The following is a 20,007-nucleotide window of genomic DNA, read 5'->3' as shown; positions in this document are numbered from 1 at the left end:
TTTTTACTTTCAAGCCGATAATGTCCTGTTTTTGCTCGTGTTTTTAGTGGTATTTGATCTTGTGCTTTTGCTTCTTCGTTTATGCATTTCCTGATGGGTTCTGTGTTGTATGCTCTGTCTGCTAATATGTATTTTGGATTATATTTTTTTATGTTTCTTATTGCTGCGATTGCGAATCGTGTGTCGAATCTTGGGCCTCTTTGGGCTGCAAAATGAAGAATTAATCTTGTGTCTACGTCGATTGAAATATGGTTTTTTACGTAGCTTTTTCTTTCTTTTCGTCTTATTATTGCGTAATATTTGTCAGCATAGTCATTGGTGAATCCACTTCCATCTAAAGCAATTATTTCACCATTTATTTGGTGATTTTTTAATATTTGTTTGTTTAATTCTTGCAATATTGCTGTTGGTATTCTTTGGAAGAATTTCTGAAGTGTTGTGTAGTGTGGAACCTTTATAAGTGTAAATATTATTGTATTTTATCAGATAACTCCAATAAATCAATTATTTGTCTGTATGTGCTCCAGGTGTAGATTTTAACTGCTAAAAGTGTGAATAATGCAGGTTGTGTGATGTCATGTTTTGAAAAATTGCTTGAATATTTATTTAGCACGATTTTTGAGTATTTAAATAGATATTTGATGAATTTTAATAGGTTATTTGCTCTAATATCCTTGTTTATTTCTTTAATTTTTTTAAGTGCTGGTTTTTCAAAACCAAAATCCGAAAGATTTAATTGCTTTGAAAAGAAATTATTAAATGGAGAATGAGTATTTTCGCGTTTCATATTAATATTTATTCTCCATTTTACTATATATAATTATATATTGCTTATTTTTTCTAATTGATGTGAAATTTCAAGTGTAAATCTCAATACTCAATAATAAGATTATTTTTTCGGATTTAAATCAAAAATAAGAATAAAATAGATTTTAAAAAATTTATTGCAAAAATCAAATAGGATTTCTACAAAGCCAAAATATTAAAACAATGCATCGGATTATAGCAAATGTGATTACACTGCGCCATCCCCCTCTTCACCTGTTCTGATTCTAATCACGTTTTCCACAGGTTGGATGAATATTTTTCCGTCTCCGATGTTTCCTGTGTATGCTCCCTTTTTGATTGCTTCAATAAACAGGCCGATTTCTTCATCTTTTGCAACAATTTCAATACGTGTTTTCGGAATCAGGTCAATGCAATAGTTAGATCCTCTGTAAGATTCTCTTACACCACCCTGACTTCCTTTTCCTTTTACCTCTGAAACCGTCATTCCTTCGCAACCCACTTTTATTAACTCATCCTTAACCTCTAAGAATTTTTCCTGTCTGACAACCGCAATAATCTGTTTCATTAATTATCCCTCCTATGAATTAAAGTTATAAGCAGATTCCTTGTGGAGATGGGAATCGAGTCCTCCAATCTCTTGGTGGTCTTCAACTCTAATGCCGTTTAATAATTTATCTAGTACTTTGGCTATTATGTAACTTACTGCAAATGAGTATATGATTGTAGCGACTATGCTTATGATTTGTATCAATACCTGGTTTGCATTTCCGGCAATCAGACCTGCTACACCACCAATTGCAGGAACCGCAAATATTCCTGTTGCAATAGCTCCCCATACGCCTGACATTCCATGAATGCCCCACACATCCAGCGCATCGTCATATCCAAGTTTAGGTTTTAAATAATTGATTGAGTAGTATGATATTACAGGAGCTACAGCACCAATGAACAATGCTCCGAAAACGTCGACAAATCCTGCCGCAGGAGTGATCCCAACCAAACCTGCCACTGCACCGGAAATCGCACCTAAAACAGTTGGATTTCCTACATTAATCACATCTATTATTGTCCAAACAATAAGCCCTGTGGCCGCAGCAACGTTTGAGACTATGATTGCATTTGCCGCAAGCCCGTCTGCTGCAAGACCTGATCCACCGTTGAATCCCATCCATCCGAACCACAGAAGAGCAGCCCCCAGCACTGCATAACCTAAATTGTGGGGAATCAGTGCATTGTTTTTTCTTTTACCTAACACTAAAGCGACGGCCAAAGCGGAAATACCTGAGTTAATATGCACAACGGCACCGCCTGCAAAGTCAAGCGCACCCATCTGCATCAGCCATCCTCCTCCCCATACCCAGTGGGCGATAGGGACATATACCAGGCAGACCCAAATGGGAACGAAGATTACCCAGGCTTTTGTTTTCATCCTGCCTACCAGTGCGCCTGACATGATTGCGCAGGTAAGTCCTGCAAATGCGCATTGAAACATTACAAAGAGTAATGTCGGGATTGTGCCTGTCAGACTGTCAAGGCCTATTCCCTGCAGGAAGAAATTGGTTGGTGAACCAATCAATCCGTTAACATCGCTTCCAAATGCAAACTGATAACCGAAAATCACCCAGATTACACTGATTATTGCAAATGCGATGAAAGTTAAAAACATTGTGTTTAATACATTCTTCTTTTTACTTAATCCTCCATAAAAAAATGCTACTGCTGGAATGCTCATCAGAAGCACAAGCAATGTGGAGATGAGTATCCATGCAGTATCACCAGCGTTAAACATAACCATTTTATCTAAACCCTATTTATTTCTTAATCGGAAGTATAGTGTCGGAAGTATACTTCCGATTAATGATTTATCACTAATCATATATAAACATTTTCCAAAAAATGACCGAAAAACTATCAAACCGCTTAATATTTACAAAATATTAAATAATATCTTTAAAAAAAATAATAACAGCATAAATTAAAAAAAGTGTTATTATGAAAGGTTCAGTTAAAGCAAACTTGATAGTGTTTTTAATAATTGCCGTAATCGCATTCTGCATAAGTTCAGCATTTGCAAGCCTGACAATACACGAGGATAATGACTCATACAAACTAATTCACATTGAAAACGATTCATTTGAACCGGAAGAAATCGATTACGTCCCTACAGTTATTCCAAAAAACGACACCAACACTACCAACAGCACTTTAACAAACATAACCAATGACATTGATGATACCATAAACAACTGGACGGAAAGCATCGACAATATAATTACCTATGAGGATGGCTGATAAGATGGGTGAAAAAAAGAAATTTATCAGAGACAGCGTCTACGGAGACATTAACTTAAACGATTTTGAAGTAAGAATAATGGACATGCCCCAGTTTCAGCGTTTAAGACGTATAAAACAGCTCGGACTAATAAGCCTGATCTATCCTGGAGCCACACATACCAGATTTGAGCACTGCATCGGAACCATGCACCTCGGATCAAAGCTCTCCGAGGAACTTGGGCTGGATGACGATGAAATCGAACTGATTAGAACATCAGCACTCCTGCATGACATAGGGCACGGGCCATTTTCACATGTGTCCGAAGGAGTATTGTCCGTTCCACATGAAAAGCTTTCAAAATTCGTAATCACACAAACCTCAATGAAAGATCTGCTGGAAGAAAAATTCGATGTCAAAGAGATTGTCAGCATAATCAATGGAAAAGGTCGACTGGGCCCTATAGTTTCAGGGGAACTTGACGTCGACAGGATGGACTATCTTTTAAGGGACTCACACAATACCGGAGTCTCATACGGAATAATCGATTACGAAAGATTAATCTCAAACTTGACTTTAGATGACGGATTAATACTTGACATTAAAGGTGTTCAGGCCGCAGAAGGAGCATTGGTGTCAAGATACTTCATGTATCCAAGCGTTTATCAGCACCATACAACAAGAATCGTGAACACAATGTTTAGAAGGGCATTGAAAAAAACCTTTGATGAAGGAATAATCGACGAACGCGAGATGTATAAATACGACGATTCCGACATCACCTCAAAATTCAGGCACTGCGAAAACGAATTTGTCAGGGATATAATGCACAGGCTTGACAACAGGATTGTCCCGAAAAGGGTTAAGACAATACGTCTGGACAACTTCAAATTCCCGGAAAAGATGTACAAGGTCAAACCGGAAGAACTCAGAAAAGCTGAAGAGGAGATAGCAGAAGATTACGGGCTTGACAAAGATTATGTATTTATAAATATTGCTGAATATCCTCGTTTTGATGAAATGAAAACCCAAGTCAGCGTAGATGGAAAACTATATCCGTTAACAGAAATATCAAACATCATAGGAGCATTGAGCAAAGCAAGATTCAACATACCAGACATCAGCGTTTATGTTCCAGAAGAGGAAAAGGCAAAATTCATGAAATTCAAATTGGAAAATTATGTTGATTTGCCTGAAATTGACCGTGAAAAATTCCACGGAATACACTATGACCAGATTAAGCTATTTTAGGAGAATAATATGATAGTAGTCGGAATAACCGGAGCAAGCGGAGTCATATATGGAATAAGACTCCTTGAAGCATTGAAAGAATTGAAAATTGAAAGCAGCCTAGTGATTAGTGATGCTGCAAAAATCGTGATTGAAACGGAAACTGATTACGCCGTTGAAGACGTCATAAATCTCGCGGACACACATTATGATTTTAATGACTTGACCTCATCTATAAACAGCGGGTCATTTAAGGCCGACGCACTGGCCATTGTGCCTTGTTCCATGAAGACATTATCATCAATAGCAAACGGCTATGGTGCAAATACCATAACAAGGGTCGCTGATGTGAGCCTGAAGGAGAGAAGGCCTACCGTTATTGTACCGCGTGAGACACCTCTTAGAAGTGTTCACTTACAGAATATGCTAACATTATCACAAGAAGGAGCCATAATATTGCCTGCAATGCCGGGATTTTACTCAACACACGATACTGTTGATGACCAGGTCAACTTCATAGTCGGCAAAATTCTAGACTCCTTAAAAATCGAAAACAAGTTATTTAAAAGGTGGGAGTAAATGTTAGAAGATAAGGATTTCATTAAATCCTGTGATGTTCCAGGACCAACAAAAGAGGCCATAAGAGCCATAATTCTTTATAAATCCGGTGTTACATCAACAGACAAGGTTGTTGACTGCGGATGCGGAACCGGAGGAATCACATGTGAATTCAGCCAAAGGGCAGGTGAAGTAATTTCCATTGATACCAATCCGGAAGCGATTGAGATAACATCCCAGAACCTTAAGAAGTTTGGACTTGGAGACAATGTCACATTAATCAATGATGATGGCGCAAATGCTTTAAAGGATATTGAAGAAATTGACATTGCCATTGTAGGAGGCAGCGGCAGACAATTAGAAAATATCCTGGACATTATTCATGAAAAATTAAATTCAAAAGGCAGAATCATAATTACGGCTATTCTGGTCGACACCAAGGTTGAAGCCGTAAACAAACTTAAGGATTTGGGATATAACCCTAAGATTATGGAAGTTAATGTTTCAAACGGAAGGGTTCTCGACCGTGGCGTTTTAATGATTAGTGAAAACCCAATAGCCATAATAACAGCACAAAAACGATAATTTGGAGATTATAAAATGAGCGAACGTTTAAGTTGGAAAGTGAAATTTTCAATATTGATGATTATTCTGATAATAATCATATACGGATCAAATTACCTTGTATTGGGTGATGCGGAACATATCATTTCATACATATGGACGCATTTAGGTTTCATTCCTGTTGATATTCTACTTGTAGCATTCATACTAGATGAGATCATTGAAAAAAAAGAAAAGGAAGCCATGCTTGAAAAATTGGATATGCTTATGAGCACCTTCTTTTCAGAAGTCGGAAACGAACTTATCAGCCAACTGAGTACTGCAAATAAATATAAAGCAAGCACCGAAAATCTGAAATCCATTAAAGATTGGGATGAGAAAGACTTCGACAACAAATTGGCCGAGCTAAAAGACGCTTCACTTGACTTCCAGGCAGACATTGCTCCGGAAGAACGTGAGGAGTTTTTGGAAAACTTAAGGATATTGCTTTCAAGCAAAAGAGAATTTATTATCAATCTAATCAACAATCCGAATTTGCTTGAAAAGGAAGAGTTTACCGAATTAATCAATGCCATTCTTCACCTTGATGAAGAACTGGAGCACAGGAAAGATTTGAATTTGGTTACTGATGCCGATTTTGGTCATTTGAATGGAGACATGCAAAGGGTTTACAACAAACTGGTCCATGAATGGGTTTACTATCTGAAATACTTATACAAGAATTACCCGTACATGATTGCATTGGTTGTCCGTACAAATCCGTTTGATGAAGATGCGGATGTCTATGTGAAATAATTTTGGAGCGGATTTAATATGACTAGCAAAATTGAAAACGGCGAAAATATTAAATCTTGCATAATCCTATGTGGAGGAAAGAGTAGTAGAATGGGTCAGGATAAAGGATCTATGATTATTCAAGACAAACCTATGATCAAACACATTCTTTCTACTTTAAACCATCATATTAATGAAGCAGTAATTGTTTTAAATGACCAAACAAGAATTGCCAAATATAGCGAGTTTATCGATTCAAAAGATTACTCATTCAAACTGTTTTTTATAGAAGATGAAATCAAAGATAAGGGTCCGCTACCTGGAATCATGACCGGACTTGGTAAAATCACAAGCGAATATGCATTAGTCCTGCCATGCGACAGCCCATACGTTTCAGCAGAATATATAACCGCTATTTTTAAAGAAATCGATGAAAACTATCAGGCCATCGTTCCCTTCCATGACCCGGACAACAAAATAAAAACATCCGAACCGCTGCATTCTGTTTACAACAGAAACATCATTCCCGAAATTGAAGGGCTGATTGACGGGGATGTCCTGCATATCAAGGGACTGATAGAAAAAATAGATACGAAATTCGTTCTGATTGATAATAAAAAAATAGAAAAAAAAGAATTTAGAAATCTTAACCGTCCAGAGGACATTTAAAGATGTTCTATTAACTCTTTTGTTTTTGTCACTGCCATATTTACAGCAAAAAGAATATCATCTTTAGTTAATGGTTCTTTTCCGCCTTTTTGCATTGAACAAATATGACCATCTTTTGTAACACCAACATTTAAACGGGCGCTAGCTACGCTTTCTTCGGATAAAGTTGGGTCGATAACCATCTTATCACCAATTTTAACAAAAGTGCATAAAGCCAATTCGTTGTTGATTGGTAAATCGAAGGTTTCATCTTCGCTGATGACAACTTCTTCGTCAACGATAGTTGCAACAGGCAATTTAGTGGATTTCAAAGCCGCCATGACAGCTAACTCACATGCATCGAAAAGGTTTCCGCAGTTGTCGATAATGTGCAAATCAATAAAGAGCATCCATACGTGTTTTCCTTCTTCGACACATAACTTATCCAATTCCACCAATTCGCTTTCACGAATACCCCTGTCGACTACACGTGCGAGCTCTATTGAATCGTCACTAGGTGGTCCTGGCTCAAAAGTAGGATCAGCCATAGGCAACATTTCACAGTTAGTCATTAAAACCCCTAAATCAGGAGTGTCAGGGAATGGGCTTCCAAGTTGTGGTTTAATACCTACAATAACTTGAGTTCCACCAAGTTTTACACGAGCGGAACCTTCAGCTTTAGAAATAACATTAGTTTCAATAGAAACATCCCTATATTCATCGAGTGCCCTGCCATCTTCTCTTTTATCGTTAGTAACAAGGTTTACAATACTTTTTCTTGTAATTTCTGGTACTATCTCCATATTTTCCACCCACTATTCTATAGAATATTTTTTCATTAAAGCTTCTTTTTGAATCTCGTTTACTTTACGACATCCTTCCATAGCTAAATCGATTGCTTTTGCAAATTCTTCTTCAGTTAAATTACCGTCACTTTGCAGTAATGTGATTTCGCCGGTTCTTGGCATCATAGCTATTGGAACATCAGCTTGACCTTCCTTATCTTCTTTTTCAGATAAGTCAAGGACTATTTCATCATAAACTTTACCTGCAGCGCAACCTACAACAATATCTTTCATAGGTATTCCTGCATCAACAAGTGCAACTGAAGCTGCTGTAATTCCTGCACAGCGGGTTCCACCTTCAGCTTCTATTACTTCTATGTAAACGTCAATCATTGAACGAGGATAATTTTCTAACATCAATGCTGGTCTTAAAGCATCAGCGGTAATTTTAGAAATCTCAGATGACCTTCTGTCTGGGCCAGGTCTTTTCCTGTCGTCTACTGAAAACGGTGCCATGTTATATCTGCATCTGATTACACCGGTATTTGGTTCGAGCAATCTTCTAATATATGATTCTCTAGGACCATAAACAGCTACCAATATTTTATTTCCGCCCACTTCCAAGTAAGCTGAGCCATCTGCACGTTCAAGAACTCCTGCTTCAATTTTAATAGGACGTAATTCATCAAATTTCCTACCATCATCTCTAATCAAATCTGACATCTTATCAACCTCATAATCAAGAAAAGAATCATTTATTATTTAATATAAAAGAATTGTTGGAGTTATCGCCATATGATAATGAACCATCTTTGCTTTTATTTTTTCTTTTGAATTCTTCTATAACCTCACCAATGTCTGGCTTATCTTTTTTCTCTTCTTTCTGTCTTTCCTCTTCTTCTCTTTCTTCTTCCTCTAATTCTTCTTTAAAGTTTTGAAGTTTAGGTTTTTCTAAAACAAATTCTTCCTCTTCGACTTCCTCAACTTCTTCAGGCGGCAATTCGCCGTCAATAGCCAAGTATAATTTGTTTTTAATTTTATTGGTTAAACCGGAAGTATGAGCTTCAGCTTCAATTAAATGGATAATTTCACGAGTGAGTTGTTCCATATCTTCGTTTCCTTTAACCCAAACAAGACCATTTTGACCAACGACGATTTTACATTTGGTTTTGTCCTTAATCATATTGATCATTGAACCTTTTTTACCGATTAATCTAGGAACTTTGGTTGGAGCAATATCTACAATGATTCCTCCTTTAAACTTACCCATTCCTCTGCCTTTTAAACCAAGTTTTGCCTTTTTGATTTCATCAACTTCGACAACTCTTAAAAATAGCACATCCCCAACATCAAATACTCTGTTGAGTTCTTTTTTCTCACGACCAAACACTTCAAAAGCAGGTAAAATTCCGGAATATGGTGAATTAATATCTACATCCCACATTGAGAATCTAACATCTTTAATTTTACCAATTACAACATCTCCTTTTTTAGGGACATATTTGCTTTTCAAAGGAATAACTCTGATTTTTTTATTCCTTAAAGAAACGCGTCCCAATAAAGAAGAACAAACTTTACCGTTCTCTTTGAAGGTACCTCTTCCTGAATAGTATTCATCATCGGCCAATATTTGACCCGGAATAACTAAATCTTTATTCTCTACGTGTATCATAATAATCACATAAAAATGAATTATTTAATTGTTCTAGTTTCGGCTTCCCCACCTGAAATTTCAGCCATTTTGGCGGCAAATGAATTTTGAAGACCGCCCGGCATTTCGATAATGGCAATCCATGAACCATCCTGTTGCCATTCTTCATTTACTATTTCTCCAAATCCATGAATAACATTATAAGCACTTCCCGCTGTTGAACCTGGAAGCCTTACAGCTACTTTTACCTTTTCAAGGCGGATTGGAATCAGCGGTTTAATAGCTTTTAGAGCTGATTGAACTTGCTGATCTACTGATGTGAATGGATCAAATTTAACTTTAGCCTCATCACATGCATTTTCGATTCTTTGAACCGGATGAGGTAAACCATTTTGAGGATTTATTGCTTCTCTGGAAATCTTATTTATAACCAGTTTTCTTTTATCCTCCTGCATTTTTCTTTTTTGGTCTGCAGTTAACTGAACGGTTCCCTTTTCAAGAATGATTTTGGAAACTTCAATCGGATCAGTAGTTTCAAATATTTTATTCATAGCTTCATCAGAAGCCTTATCTCCTTTTCTGGAGTCTTTGAATATTTCTTCAACAGCTAAAAGATCTTCGATGGCAACATCTGGGCCATCAGGATTTCTGTAGTCAGCTGCTAAATCAGGGTCAACCAATATTTCAAAATGTTCGCCTGAATATTCATATTTAGCAATAATAGCTTCATCGACATTTACCATCAAAGCATCCCCTAACTAGTAATTAGAAAATAATTATTCTTCTTGAGAATCTTCTTCTTCAGATTCTTCAACTTCTTCAGTTTTTTCTTCCTCTTCTTTAGGAAGCACTTCGTCAATGTATTTTTGCACTTCATCTTGAGGGAGTTTTTCGTATTTTTCGTCTTCGATTTTGATGACTGCAATTTCAACATTGTTTGAAGTTGTTTCATGGTCAGTGGCTTCATTGATGGCAGTCAATGCCAATTCGATAGCCCCATCCAATGTTAAATCATCTTCATATTTCTCTTCAAATATTTCCATTGCAGCAGATCTTCCTGAACCTATGGCGGTTGCTTTGTATTCGATTAAAGCTCCACTTGGGTCAGTTTCGAAAAGCTTGCATTTGCCGTTATATATTCCTCCAATGATTAAAGCAGAACCGAATGGTCTTACTCCACCATTTTGGGTGTATAACTGTAACATGTCACATAATTTTTTAGACAAGCTGGTTACACGAATAGGTTCGCTATAGGTGATTTTATTAATTTGCGCTTCAACTCTTGCCCTTTCGACTAATGCTCTTGCATCTGCTACAAGACCTGAAGTGGCTGCTCCGATATGTTCATCTATTTTAAAGATCTTTTCGATAGATGATGCTTCAACTAATTTTGAAGTGGTTCTCTTATCGACAGCTAAAACAATACCTTCTGAACTTTTTACACCGATAGATGTAGTTCCTCTTTTAACAGCTTCTCTTGCATATTCTACTTGGAATAGTCTTCCATCTGGGCTAAAAACAGTAATAGCCCTATCATATCCAGCACTTTGTAAAGGTTGCATATTTATACCTCATAGTTTTTATAAATATTATTTTTATATTTCGACAACTTAAAAAAAATAAAACCAAATCTTCCATGAAAAGGCAAATTCTAATTCCAATTCTAATCAATATGAGTAGTGAATTAGAATATTTTTTATTCTTTTTTCCATAAATTCAATTGATATATATAATTATATTTATTTATAAAGTTTTCTATTTTATTCTAACAAAAAGTAATTAAATATATTTTTCGGATGACTTTATAGTGCCTGACAATCCGATTGTGGTAATTGAAATATTTTTGGAATTGTACTTGTTGACCAGCGCAAGCGATGACCTGACATCTTCAGCAAAATCCCTTTGACATCTCAAAATGGACTTATAATGGAAATACTCATCAGTTTTTTCCATTTCATAGAACCTCATAACCCATAAGTTAAAATTAGATGTGTTGCATTCCCCCTGAAAGCGAACACAGTTGTCCCATACAATACTGACCAACTCGTCTTTACTGATTGGAGAAACGCTTTTGATATCCAAAGTCAGATAATGATTATTCTTTCTAAGAGTTGGCGGCAAAACCTTAAGCTTCATCATCAACCCTCCTGACACCTCTAAAAATCAGATTACTCCTGTTTTTATTATATTCCAAGATATCTCCAGCAGTTTTGAAAGACTTGTCAATTTCCGCATCCGTAAGGCCGGTCTGTTTAAAAACGGAAATGAAATCATGTGTGGTTTTTATATCAAAAACGGATTCCGCACCTGAAGACAATATTAACGGGAAATCGAATTTCCGGAATAATGTGTAGATGTCTCTGAAATTAGAGATGACTTTAGCTCTTGGAGCAAGATAAGTTCTTAAAACGTCCTTAAAACATAATTCAATAGCAACATTATTATATACGGCCTCTTTTGCAAGGATATGGTTAATTCCTGAGTCATATCTTTTAAAATAAGGTCTTGACAATGCGTCTATTTTGACGTTTTCCAAAACGGCACGATTTACTTTCAAATCGCCGCCGACAACAGAGATGCATAATGCCTTATCCCTGAACTTATTGACGTTTTTCCTGATTTCGTCAATGTTTGTTGATCTGATTTCCAATGTATAATCAAAATCAATACCTGCCAGATTATCCTTCAAATCATCCTTGAATTGCAGGGCATCCTGAAAATCCTTTTGATTATATGAAAAATTAATATGCTCCCATCCATACTCGGAAGCCTGTGTAGCCAGCTTAATATTATTTTCAAGACTACCTCCCTTAATATTCAAATCAAAAAACATAGTAATTACTTTATTGGTTTATATATTAATAATTTTTCAAAAAAAATAAGATAAGTGATTATAAATCACTTACTGATACCTATAAAATTCAACATTCCAGCTTACAGTTTCATAATAGTCTATAGTAAATACCTCTTCTGAAGAGGAGGTATATGTAAATGAGTCATATCTGGTCTCAACATCACTTTTTGAACCCCAATCCACACCGCCGGAAACATCATTGGAACCGGATACATACAAATGATTTGTTGCATAGTTTTTGATTGGATAAGCGGAAAGTTCAACCTTGATTGTGCCTTCAGGAACCCGAATGGACTGTGAACCTGAACCTGAACCTGAATAACTTCCTATTGAAACCCACTCCTTACTTGCGCTTTTAGACGAAGATACTGCAGTGGTAGTTTTTTGAGAATCGGAATCGTCTGATGATTCTGCTTCTTGAGCATTACTTTGAACAGAATCCGAATCAATACTGTTGTGTGAATTATCGCTGCTTTGAACAGGTTCGCTGGAATTGCTATTCAACATGAAATAACCGATAGTTCCGACAAGAAGAAGTATAACAATAACCAATGCAATTATTATATATTTTGAATTGTCGGATTTTGCTGAATCGCCGGAATTCTGTTCATTGAACGGATTTCCACATTTAGTGCAAAATTTTGCTTCATCTTTGTTTTCAAAACCGCATTTACTACATTTCATTTTTAACCCATCTTGACTAAATTAGTATTTAATTTATACTATGTATACCATATTTATTTAACTTAATATGTAAAGTTATCTAATTGGTGTTTAAACTAATTATACAATGTTATAAAATATTTTATATAATAACCACCAATATTTTATTATGGTAAAAGAAAACGATGAACTTTTGAAATTAACTTCATATGTTCAAATTTCCAAATACCGAGAAAAAACTTTAAAATCCATTGGTGATGAGGTTAAAATACCAACAAAAATTGCTAGTGATAGTGGAATTAGAACTAACCATATTTCAAAAGTTCTAAGTGAACTAAAAAGCAAAGACATTGTTGAATGTATCAATGAAGAAGCTCGTAAAGGAAGATTATATAGATTGACCGATACAGGTAAAGATGTATTGGAGACTATTAAAGAAAAAGAGGAAAAAAAGGAATAGACTACGTAAATTCAATGCCCTCTTTAATATTTTCCAATTCCTTTATCTCTTCATCATTGCCCGAAACTTCTTTAAAAACATCGAACAACATTCTTAATAAAATACTATTTTTGAAATCCAATAAAAAGCTGTCATCAGTTTCCCTATAAATCGAATCGTATTTCGGAGGGGTCAAATCCTTCCTATACTGTAATTTTATCTCATCCCTCAAATCCTCATCGATATATTTTTCCAGATAAACGATTATCTCATTGGCAAAGGAATTCCCCAACATGATCATGCTGTCTATAGACTCCTCATCAATTCCCATCTCTTCAACCAAAACATTGAAAGATCCATAGTTCTGATAACCGTATGGTATGAATCTCCCCTCTACAGTGTGGGCGCAGTATTCATTCATCACTTTAAACTCGGGAAGAATCAGGAAGTACCAGACAAAACTCTGAAGGGTTGTTGACGTTTCAACCTTAAATATGGAACATAATAAACTTTCAATAATCTCGAATAATAAATAGTGGCCCAATTCATGGATGATTGTTGCAATCTGAACTGAATCGTCCAGCCTGTCATCATAATAGATATTCTTGCCCAAAAAGATATATCCCCTTTCATAACCCCTTGCTTTAGGCTTGCATATGGTGAAAATACTTGCAAAGTTTAAAATCTTATCTCTTGTTGTTGCGCCTCTAATATCTATATAATTAGCCCTTATAAAAATTCTTGATAACAACTGGTTGTACTGCTCATTGGTTATGCTGGCATTTTCAAGCAGGTCCAAATTAAACTGGGAAAACAATGTCTCAAAATCTTCAATGGCAATTGGATTCAATTGACTTCCGCAATTAACACAATGAGTGGACAAATTAGAGTTGGTTTCACCGCAAACCGGGCAGACATGTTCCAATATTAATTTATTGCCGCAATGAGTGCAATAACTATTTTCCTTAAAGTTTGGAGTTCCGCAAATATCGCAATCCCTCATTTGATTCTACCTCAGCTTGTCCTTTAGAGTTCTTACAGCAGCGTTTATTGAATTTTTATGAAGTATACTTCTTTTAATGTTCTTACCGCAATTATGGCAAAACTCACTGTCCCATGATAAAATTTCTCCACAAGAGCATATGATTCTTGTCTTAATCATCCTTTGAGGATTTAATGGCCTTTCACAATTTTCACAAAATTTAAAATGTTTTGAATTAATATGTCCGCATACACAAACGATTTTTGTGTCCTCCCTTCTCAAATTAGTGCCGCATTCAGTGCAAAAATCGGAAGTTACGTCGTTTAATGTGGAACATGTACATAATATTGCCATTTCACCCAAATTCCCATAATTAATCAATGGCAATCCACAGTTTTTACAGAAATAAGAGAATCTTTCGTTTTCTTCACCGCAGAAGCAGAATACGGAATCGTTGAACTCAAGATTGAAATTGCTGTAATTGCCATTGAAATGGAATTCATCCTTCTTCAGCTGTTTGCCGCACATTTCACAGTAGACATTTTCCTTTGAGTTGACAGCCCCGCATTCGCATAAAACATTATCAACAGAAAATTTCGGTTTACTTTCATTTTTAAAGATTCTTGATAGTTTGCTTGGAGTTCTTTTAACACCGCACATGTAGCAATAATCATTATCAATCTCATTCAAGTATCCGCAGGAGCAAATATCATATTTAAAATTATTCTTGGTATTGATGTATGGCGAGAAGTCTATCTCAAAATCAAAAAAACCGATATCATGTATTGGAGGAATTAAAACGCAGGTTGATTTTTCAGTATCGTAACCTGTTTTAAGACCGCAGTTAGTGCAGAACGGTTCATTTGGCAGTATTCTCTGGCCGCATTTTCGACAATAATTCCCCTTAATCATTTTTATCAGTTTTTAGATAATGATTGGATTTCTTCAACTACCTTGTATAATACTTCCTGGCCAAGCCCTTCAATGTATTTGATGGATCCGGCGCATTCATGGCCTCCACCATCCACGCCCGCCTGAGGGACTTTTTCAATCATCTTTGCCACAATCTCATTTACATTGAATCCGTACTGCTCGTTTACAGCATCAGTCGCTCTGAATACTCCGAAATCAGGCCCATGACCCAATGTTACAATCGGCTTGTCTTCCCCCAATTGCTTAATTATATGGTCATGCACAAATCCGCAGGTTTTTCCAGGAGCTGGAAACGTGAATTTATGGGCGAATTTTTCAACGTCAAGCAGATTGAAGTAAATTCCGTTTTCAAGCTGTGTCTGCTTGATATTCGGAAGTGCCGCTCTGAGTTGGGTATTGATTCTTTTTTGATATTCTGAGTATAATGCATCAATCATCTTTCTGTGCTTATCAAGATTGTCAACCGCCAAAATCGTATCCATTATTCCTCTGCCATTCATGAATCTTAAGAAATACGCTTCAAAATCCACACATTCAGCCACTTTCGCCAGATGTTCCTTGCTGAATCCTTTTTGAGCGGCCAATTTCAAGTACTGATATGTTTCACCGCAATCTGCACGGTCTCCTAAAGACGCGATTGCAGGCAGATGCTTAATCAATTCCTCAACATCAGGGTTGATAATGTGTGCCACTTCCGTTGCAAGGCATCCTGCGGTCAATTGGGAATCTCCACCAACAAGGTAAGGGTTAACATGGGTGTCCACATATTCGTCGACTGCCACTGTTGCGCCATATATCTCACCGTCATGCTCATCTTTTGTAAGCAATTCCCCCGGAGAGTGATGGTCTATTACAACAACCTCAATGTCATAGATTTTTGCCTGCATTAATGCGACGATGTCCTCTTCTGTTGAGCCGTTGTCCAATAACACTATTAGAGGTAATTTCTGACCGTGCCTTTCCTGGTCTTCAAGGGCGAATGACAAATCCTTCACGACATCTTCAAGCTCGTAAAATGGCGCCTTGCTTGGTGACCTTTTAAAGTAATAGTATTCGGCATCATTACTTGGATTTATTTCCTGTATTAAAGGAACGATTGCCTTTTCCATTGCAACTCCGGAGACAATTCCATCCGCATCATTGTGATGTCTTAAAAGAATTGTTCTTCCGTCAAGTATTGCTCTTCTAATCTTTTGTGCAGCCTCATACATCTTAGGTCTGAGCCTGTTTAAAACATCACTTTTGACCAGGAAATCGACCTCTTGAGGTTTGGCTTTTCTGTTTAATGCATCATCAATCAGCCTATGTAGCTGGCGGGTGCTTTCCTCATCGAGTTTTAGCATTGAAGATGACTCGATTTGAGTTTTTCCGCCATGCTCATTAACTTCACCGATGACCTGCACCGCATCGTTCAATTCGATTTCTGGATAGGACCTTTCTCCCGCCTTATCAAATGCGGCAATTTCTGTGATTCCTGTCTCATCGCTGATGATGAAGATTGTTGGCCCTGAAGTCTGCTGGATTTGCTGAACCTCACCATCAATTCTGACAATTTTTCCCTTATACTCCTCCAATTGGGAAATGAGGGTTCTCGGAATTGATTTGGTGAGTTTCTTAAGATTATATGAATCAACATAAGCGGGTGCAAAATCAATTTTGCCTTCCCTTGATTTGATTGAGGTTATGAATACGATTATCTCCTCGCCGACATTATATTCGCTGACATCTCCTCTCATCAGACCCCAAACATTACTGTTTAAAGATACGAAAGCCCCATATCTTTCTATTCTTGTAATTTTTCCTTTGTATAATTTGTCCTTGTCAACATCCCTCATATTGCAGATGGGATCCAGAACGTACACATCACGGGCCGCTTTTCGTTTGGCTTCGAATTCATCATACTTTATTTTTTCGGCTTTCCTTTTTTCACCGCATTCATGGCACAGGTCATATTTTTCATCAAGCAGCTTGCCACAGTCCCTGCAAACGTTTATTTGACCTGTTCCATGACAATACTGGCATTCATCATAAACTTCCACCTGTCCCTTGCCGTTGCATACTTCACATGGAATGTCTTCCTCTCCTCCAAGGTCAAATTTTGCTTTTGCTTTACTGTTTACTCCTTTAAAATGATTACCTATATCAAAAACATCATCTTCAAAGCCTGTTCCTCCACAGGCATCGCATTCCTTATAGTCCACTACAACTGAACCAATTCCATTACATTTTGGACATTTAGTCTTCATATAAAACCTCGTTTTAAGTGAATAAATCCGGATTCTCCTGGACGATTTCATTTCTTTCATTCTGATATTTCAATGAGCTGTACATCAAATCATTAGCTTCGGTTCCATGGGTTGATCCGGTGTAATTATAATAGATTTCCAAATAATATATTGCCTCTTTTAGTTCATCCACCGCTTTCAGTTTAAGTTTCAATTCATTTATTGTTGTGTCGATGTAGTCCTTGTGAACCTCATTTAAATCCTTATCATATTTTTCCCGGATTCCTTCCAGCTTCTGCAGACTGTTATTGTAATTATCACCTGCAGAAATAGCTTTTTCTCTTGACTGTTCGAAATCCCTGCTGTTCAATAATTCAACGGATTCATTGTAATCTTTATCTCCCTGAACAATACCGTCGCTTATAGCCGGCATCGATTCATTGATATTGTCCAGAGAACTTTCAATGAAAACAACTGCTGCGGAAATCAAAAGCAAAACTACAACAAAAATTATTAATTTAATATACTTAATATTCACGTAATAAATTTTATAATAAGATATTATTAAAATTTTTTATAAAAAAAAAGAAAAAATAAAGTTTAAAAATTAAATTTTTAAACTTATTCACTGGACCAGAGTCCGTGTTGGTTACAAAATGCCAATGCTACAACGTCATCAGTTGAGTTTACAGTGAAAGTTGCTTCTGCAACATCACCCGGTTTGAAGCATTTTGCGTATTGTTCGCCACCAGCTTCGATGATAACAAATTCAATGTAGTGGTCATCATCCATTGGGTGAGCGGCTTCACCGACTTTTACGGTTACCTTATCACCATCAATTTCAACAACTGGTTTGTGTTTAGGAGCTTTTTCTCCTTCAGTTTGTACTGGGAATTCAAGCATGTGGTCAGAACATACTTTTTCATCGCCTTCAGCCAAAACTTGGATTATGCTTCCACAATCATCACATTTTAATATTTTTGCCATAATAAAACATCTCCTATAATGGATTAAAAATATTTTATTACTTTAAGTATTTATTATTATTGATTGTTTTCATAATAATTTTCAATGGCTGCCTGAAGACCGTCTGCCGCAAGGTTAGAACAATGCATTTTTATTGGTGGAAGACCATCCAATTCTTCTGCAACATCATTACGGGAGATTTTTAAAGCCTCTTCTAAAGTTTTACCAACGGCAATTTCAGTAATCATGCTGCTTGTTGCAATTGCCGCACCGCAACCAAAGGTTTGGAAGGAAATGTCTTGAATTACATTATCCTCAACTTTGATGTAGATTGTCATCAAATCTCCACAGGTAGGGTTTCCTACAGTTCCAACTCCATTAGCATCTTCCATCATTCTGCAGTTTCTTGGGTTTGCGAAATGATCCATTACTTTTTCTGAATAATCCATAATTAGCACTTCCTACATCCGTCTTCATGTTTTCTACACATTATATTATCGTAATCAAGTTCCTGATTCCATAACGGGGACATTTGTCTTAATCTTTTAACAGCTTCTGCAACTGTATCCACAAATTCATCAACATCAAAAGCTTCACTTTCAGGAGCAAGTGAAATTCTCAGTGACCCGTGAACATCGACAGGATCCAAGTCCAAAGCTGTTAGAACAGGTGATGCCTCAAGGGTATTTGATGAACATGCTGAGCCTGTTGATGCCTGATATCCATTAGCATCCAATAAAAGAATTAAGGATTCGCCTTCAATAGCTTTGAATCTGAAATTGACAAGGTTCGGCAATCTGGTTTCCCTGTCACCATTCAGGTATGATTCTGGAATAGTGCTCAACACCTTGTCAATGAGCTCATCACGAATTGCTGATAGCTTTTCATAATGTTCATCAAGTTTGTTTGCGGCTATTTCACAAGCCTTTCCAAATCCGACAATTGCAGGAACGTTTTCAGTTCCTCCTCTAATTCCTCTTTCCTGTCCACCCCCATGAATGAGGGGTACGACACGAGTTCCTTTTCTGATGTATAATGCTCCAACACCTTTTGGACCATTGATTTTATGGGAAGATAAGGAAAGTAAGTCTATATTCAATTTCTCAACATCCACTTCTATCTTTCCAAAACTTTGCACTGCATCGACGTGGAATTTGATATTTTTCTCACGTGCGATTTTGCCTATTTCCTCAATAGGCTGGATTGTTCCTATTTCATTGTTTGCATGCATTACAGTGATTAGGATAGTTTCGTCAGTGATTGCGTCTTTTAAATCTTCGATATCAATTATGCCGTTTTTGTTTACAGGCAAATAGGTTACTTTAAAATCGAGAGATTCTAAAAATCCTAAAGTATTCTTTACAGCAGGATGTTCAATATTGGTTGTAATGATATGTTTACCCTTTTTCTGTAACTTAAATGCAACACCTTTAATAGCGAGGTTATCGGATTCTGATCCCCCGCTTGTGAAAATAATTTCTTCAGGTTTTGCATTAATTGAATCTGCGACTCTTTGTCTGGCTAAATTCAATGCTTTTTTTGATTCGCGACCTATTCCATATAAGGTGGATGGATTTCCAAACTCCTGTATGAAATAAGGTTCCATTTCCTTAAAAACTTCTTCACTAACTTGAGTAGTTGCTGAGTTATCCAAATACATTTCTTATCTCCAAA

26 protein-coding genes are annotated in these 20,007 nt (G+C 36.6%); 7 read left to right on the top strand and 19 right to left on the bottom strand.

The window, feature by feature from the left end; genetic code table 11:
• The 4 genes from IJF99_RS01710 to IJF99_RS01695 form a co-directional block, all read right to left on the bottom strand.
• Positions 1-398 (bottom strand): transposase (locus IJF99_RS01710; RefSeq protein WP_292791226.1); only part of this gene is annotated, 398 nt, incomplete at its 3' end.
• A gap of 71 nt (positions 399-469) precedes the next feature.
• Positions 470-787: a hypothetical protein gene (locus tag IJF99_RS01705; RefSeq protein WP_292791224.1), complete on the bottom strand. Its 318-nt coding sequence runs from the start codon at positions 785-787 to the stop codon at positions 470-472.
• Positions 788-1,015: 228 nt separating this feature from the next.
• Complete coding sequence (locus IJF99_RS01700) at positions 1,016-1,354, bottom strand: P-II family nitrogen regulator (RefSeq protein WP_292791222.1); 339 nt, start codon at positions 1,352-1,354, stop codon at positions 1,016-1,018.
• A gap of 12 nt (positions 1,355-1,366) precedes the next feature.
• A complete protein-coding gene (locus IJF99_RS01695) occupies positions 1,367-2,584 on the bottom strand; it encodes an ammonium transporter (protein ID WP_292791219.1) in 1,218 nt (405 codons plus the stop codon).
• 197 nt (positions 2,585-2,781) lie between these two features.
• On the opposite strand from IJF99_RS01695, the gene IJF99_RS01690 reads away from it, so the two are divergent.
• Genes IJF99_RS01690 through IJF99_RS01665 form a run of 6 tightly spaced genes read left to right on the top strand, consistent with a single transcriptional unit; the run spans position 2,782 to position 6,856 of the window.
• On the top strand, positions 2,782-3,081 hold the full coding sequence (locus IJF99_RS01690; RefSeq protein ID WP_292791217.1) for a hypothetical protein: 300 nt from the start codon (positions 2,782-2,784) through the stop codon (positions 3,079-3,081).
• Between the two features lie 4 nt (positions 3,082-3,085).
• Complete coding sequence (locus IJF99_RS01685; RefSeq protein ID WP_292791233.1) at positions 3,086-4,312, top strand: HD domain-containing protein; 1,227 nt, start codon at positions 3,086-3,088, stop codon at positions 4,310-4,312.
• Between the two features lie 9 nt (positions 4,313-4,321).
• Positions 4,322-4,870, top strand: coding sequence for a UbiX family flavin prenyltransferase (locus tag IJF99_RS01680; protein ID WP_292791214.1), 549 nt, complete (start codon positions 4,322-4,324; stop codon positions 4,868-4,870).
• Positions 4,871-5,434, top strand: a complete 564-nt coding sequence (gene cbiT / locus IJF99_RS01675; protein ID WP_292791211.1) for a precorrin-6Y C5,15-methyltransferase (decarboxylating) subunit CbiT — start codon at positions 4,871-4,873, stop codon at positions 5,432-5,434.
• Between the two features lie 15 nt (positions 5,435-5,449).
• Positions 5,450-6,208 (top strand): hypothetical protein, encoded by a 759-nt coding sequence (locus tag IJF99_RS01670; RefSeq protein WP_292791208.1) that lies wholly within the window; start codon positions 5,450-5,452, stop codon positions 6,206-6,208.
• 18 nt (positions 6,209-6,226) lie between these two features.
• Positions 6,227-6,856, top strand: a complete 630-nt coding sequence (locus IJF99_RS01665) for a molybdenum cofactor guanylyltransferase (RefSeq protein ID WP_292791205.1) — start codon at positions 6,227-6,229, stop codon at positions 6,854-6,856.
• Here the strand turns inward: IJF99_RS01665 and rrp42 are convergent.
• From rrp42 to IJF99_RS01625, 8 genes are all read right to left on the bottom strand, one after another.
• Positions 6,853-7,638: an exosome complex protein Rrp42 gene (gene rrp42 / locus IJF99_RS01660; RefSeq protein ID WP_292791201.1), complete on the bottom strand. Its 786-nt coding sequence runs from the start codon at positions 7,636-7,638 to the stop codon at positions 6,853-6,855. The two genes, IJF99_RS01665 and rrp42, sit on opposite strands and share 4 nt — an antisense overlap.
• Positions 7,639-7,650: 12 nt before the next feature.
• Positions 7,651-8,343, bottom strand: coding sequence for an exosome complex exonuclease Rrp41 (rrp41, locus tag IJF99_RS01655; RefSeq protein WP_292791198.1), 693 nt, complete (start codon positions 8,341-8,343; stop codon positions 7,651-7,653).
• 28 nt (positions 8,344-8,371) lie between these two features.
• Positions 8,372-9,292: an exosome complex RNA-binding protein Rrp4 gene (gene rrp4, locus IJF99_RS01650; protein WP_292791195.1), complete on the bottom strand. Its 921-nt coding sequence runs from the start codon at positions 9,290-9,292 to the stop codon at positions 8,372-8,374.
• Positions 9,293-9,312: 20 nt separating this feature from the next.
• Positions 9,313-10,014 carry a ribosome assembly factor SBDS gene (locus tag IJF99_RS01645; RefSeq protein ID WP_292791192.1) on the bottom strand — a complete coding sequence of 234 codons (702 nt, stop codon included), beginning with the start codon at positions 10,012-10,014 and terminating at the stop codon, positions 9,313-9,315.
• Between the two features lie 33 nt (positions 10,015-10,047).
• Positions 10,048-10,833 carry an archaeal proteasome endopeptidase complex subunit alpha gene (gene psmA / locus IJF99_RS01640; protein WP_292791189.1) on the bottom strand — a complete coding sequence of 262 codons (786 nt, stop codon included), beginning with the start codon at positions 10,831-10,833 and terminating at the stop codon, positions 10,048-10,050.
• 217 nt (positions 10,834-11,050) lie between these two features.
• The gene (locus tag IJF99_RS01635) at positions 11,051-11,407 is read right to left on the bottom strand and encodes an Rpp14/Pop5 family protein (protein WP_292791230.1); all 357 of its coding nucleotides are present in this window, start codon (positions 11,405-11,407) and stop codon (positions 11,051-11,053) included.
• Complete coding sequence (rnp3, locus tag IJF99_RS01630; protein WP_292791187.1) at positions 11,397-12,104, bottom strand: ribonuclease P protein component 3; 708 nt, start codon at positions 12,102-12,104, stop codon at positions 11,397-11,399. Before rnp3 ends, IJF99_RS01635 begins: the two co-directional genes overlap by 11 nt.
• A gap of 69 nt (positions 12,105-12,173) precedes the next feature.
• Positions 12,174-12,809: a zinc ribbon domain-containing protein gene (locus IJF99_RS01625; RefSeq protein WP_292791184.1), complete on the bottom strand. Its 636-nt coding sequence runs from the start codon at positions 12,807-12,809 to the stop codon at positions 12,174-12,176.
• Between the two features lie 148 nt (positions 12,810-12,957).
• Between IJF99_RS01625 and IJF99_RS01620 the strand changes: the two genes are divergently transcribed.
• A complete protein-coding gene (locus tag IJF99_RS01620) occupies positions 12,958-13,248 on the top strand; it encodes a winged helix-turn-helix domain-containing protein (protein ID WP_292791181.1) in 291 nt (96 codons plus the stop codon).
• Position 13,249: 1 nt separating this feature from the next.
• On the opposite strand, the gene IJF99_RS01615 is transcribed toward IJF99_RS01620, so the two are convergent.
• The 7 genes from IJF99_RS01615 to nifS form a co-directional block, all read right to left on the bottom strand.
• Positions 13,250-14,230 carry a zinc ribbon domain-containing protein gene (locus IJF99_RS01615; protein WP_292791179.1) on the bottom strand — a complete coding sequence of 327 codons (981 nt, stop codon included), beginning with the start codon at positions 14,228-14,230 and terminating at the stop codon, positions 13,250-13,252.
• A gap of 6 nt (positions 14,231-14,236) precedes the next feature.
• Complete coding sequence (locus tag IJF99_RS01610; RefSeq protein ID WP_292791177.1) at positions 14,237-15,121, bottom strand: zinc ribbon domain-containing protein; 885 nt, start codon at positions 15,119-15,121, stop codon at positions 14,237-14,239.
• Positions 15,122-15,126: 5 nt separating this feature from the next.
• Positions 15,127-17,388: a DHH family phosphoesterase gene (locus IJF99_RS01605; protein WP_292791174.1), complete on the bottom strand. Its 2,262-nt coding sequence runs from the start codon at positions 17,386-17,388 to the stop codon at positions 15,127-15,129.
• A 13-nt stretch (positions 17,389-17,401) separates the two neighbouring features.
• Entirely contained in the window at positions 17,402-17,905 is a 504-nt protein-coding gene (locus IJF99_RS01600) for a hypothetical protein (protein WP_292791173.1), read from the bottom strand.
• An 83-nt stretch (positions 17,906-17,988) separates the two neighbouring features.
• A complete protein-coding gene (locus tag IJF99_RS01595) occupies positions 17,989-18,354 on the bottom strand; it encodes a desulfoferrodoxin family protein (RefSeq protein WP_292791148.1) in 366 nt (121 codons plus the stop codon).
• 56 nt (positions 18,355-18,410) lie between these two features.
• Positions 18,411-18,782 (bottom strand): Fe-S cluster assembly scaffold protein NifU, encoded by a 372-nt coding sequence (gene nifU, locus IJF99_RS01590; protein ID WP_292791146.1) that lies wholly within the window; start codon positions 18,780-18,782, stop codon positions 18,411-18,413.
• 2 nt (positions 18,783-18,784) lie between these two features.
• Positions 18,785-19,993, bottom strand: coding sequence for a cysteine desulfurase NifS (gene nifS, locus IJF99_RS01585; RefSeq protein ID WP_292791144.1), 1,209 nt, complete (start codon positions 19,991-19,993; stop codon positions 18,785-18,787).
• Positions 19,994-20,007: the final 14 nt, after the last annotated feature.

This window comes from Methanobrevibacter sp. (assembly GCF_017406825.1).
Taxonomy (GTDB): Archaea; Methanobacteriota; Methanobacteria; order Methanobacteriales; family Methanobacteriaceae; genus Methanocatella.
This window is presented reverse-complemented; position numbering and strand designations above follow the sequence as displayed.

Excerpts from the sequence above, each read along its gene's own strand:
- rrp4 (WP_292791195.1), bottom strand. The coding sequence starts at position 9,292 with ATGATACACGTAGAGAATAAAGATTTAGTTATTCCGGGTCAAATATTG.
- IJF99_RS01665 (WP_292791205.1), top strand. The coding sequence starts at position 6,227 with ATGACTAGCAAAATTGAAAACGGCGAAAATATTAAATCTTGCATAATC.
- IJF99_RS01605 (WP_292791174.1), bottom strand. The coding sequence starts at position 17,388 with ATGAAGACTAAATGTCCAAAATGTAATGGAATTGGTTCAGTTGTAGTG.
- IJF99_RS01625 (WP_292791184.1), bottom strand. The coding sequence starts at position 12,809 with ATGAAATGTAGTAAATGCGGTTTTGAAAACAAAGATGAAGCAAAATTT.
- IJF99_RS01695 (WP_292791219.1), bottom strand. The coding sequence starts at position 2,584 with ATGGTTATGTTTAACGCTGGTGATACTGCATGGATACTCATCTCCACA.
- rnp3 (WP_292791187.1), bottom strand. The coding sequence starts at position 12,104 with ATGTTTTTTGATTTGAATATTAAGGGAGGTAGTCTTGAAAATAATATT.
- psmA (WP_292791189.1), bottom strand. The coding sequence starts at position 10,833 with ATGCAACCTTTACAAAGTGCTGGATATGATAGGGCTATTACTGTTTTT.
- IJF99_RS01700 (WP_292791222.1), bottom strand. The coding sequence starts at position 1,354 with ATGAAACAGATTATTGCGGTTGTCAGACAGGAAAAATTCTTAGAGGTT.
- IJF99_RS01685 (WP_292791233.1), top strand. The coding sequence starts at position 3,086 with ATGGGTGAAAAAAAGAAATTTATCAGAGACAGCGTCTACGGAGACATT.
- IJF99_RS01645 (WP_292791192.1), bottom strand. The coding sequence starts at position 10,014 with ATGGTAAATGTCGATGAAGCTATTATTGCTAAATATGAATATTCAGGC.
- cbiT (WP_292791211.1), top strand. The coding sequence starts at position 4,871 with ATGTTAGAAGATAAGGATTTCATTAAATCCTGTGATGTTCCAGGACCA.
- IJF99_RS01595 (WP_292791148.1), bottom strand. The coding sequence starts at position 18,354 with ATGGCAAAAATATTAAAATGTGATGATTGTGGAAGCATAATCCAAGTT.
- IJF99_RS01690 (WP_292791217.1), top strand. The coding sequence starts at position 2,782 with ATGAAAGGTTCAGTTAAAGCAAACTTGATAGTGTTTTTAATAATTGCC.
- IJF99_RS01615 (WP_292791179.1), bottom strand. The coding sequence starts at position 14,230 with ATGAGGGATTGCGATATTTGCGGAACTCCAAACTTTAAGGAAAATAGT.
- IJF99_RS01620 (WP_292791181.1), top strand. The coding sequence starts at position 12,958 with ATGGTAAAAGAAAACGATGAACTTTTGAAATTAACTTCATATGTTCAA.
- IJF99_RS01680 (WP_292791214.1), top strand. The coding sequence starts at position 4,322 with ATGATAGTAGTCGGAATAACCGGAGCAAGCGGAGTCATATATGGAATA.
- IJF99_RS01635 (WP_292791230.1), bottom strand. The coding sequence starts at position 11,407 with ATGAAGCTTAAGGTTTTGCCGCCAACTCTTAGAAAGAATAATCATTAT.
- nifS (WP_292791144.1), bottom strand. The coding sequence starts at position 19,993 with ATGTATTTGGATAACTCAGCAACTACTCAAGTTAGTGAAGAAGTTTTT.
- nifU (WP_292791146.1), bottom strand. The coding sequence starts at position 18,782 with ATGGATTATTCAGAAAAAGTAATGGATCATTTCGCAAACCCAAGAAAC.
- IJF99_RS01705 (WP_292791224.1), bottom strand. The coding sequence starts at position 787 with ATGAAACGCGAAAATACTCATTCTCCATTTAATAATTTCTTTTCAAAG.
- IJF99_RS01670 (WP_292791208.1), top strand. The coding sequence starts at position 5,450 with ATGAGCGAACGTTTAAGTTGGAAAGTGAAATTTTCAATATTGATGATT.
- IJF99_RS01610 (WP_292791177.1), bottom strand. The coding sequence starts at position 15,121 with ATGATTAAGGGGAATTATTGTCGAAAATGCGGCCAGAGAATACTGCCA.
- rrp42 (WP_292791201.1), bottom strand. The coding sequence starts at position 7,638 with ATGGAGATAGTACCAGAAATTACAAGAAAAAGTATTGTAAACCTTGTT.
- rrp41 (WP_292791198.1), bottom strand. The coding sequence starts at position 8,343 with ATGTCAGATTTGATTAGAGATGATGGTAGGAAATTTGATGAATTACGT.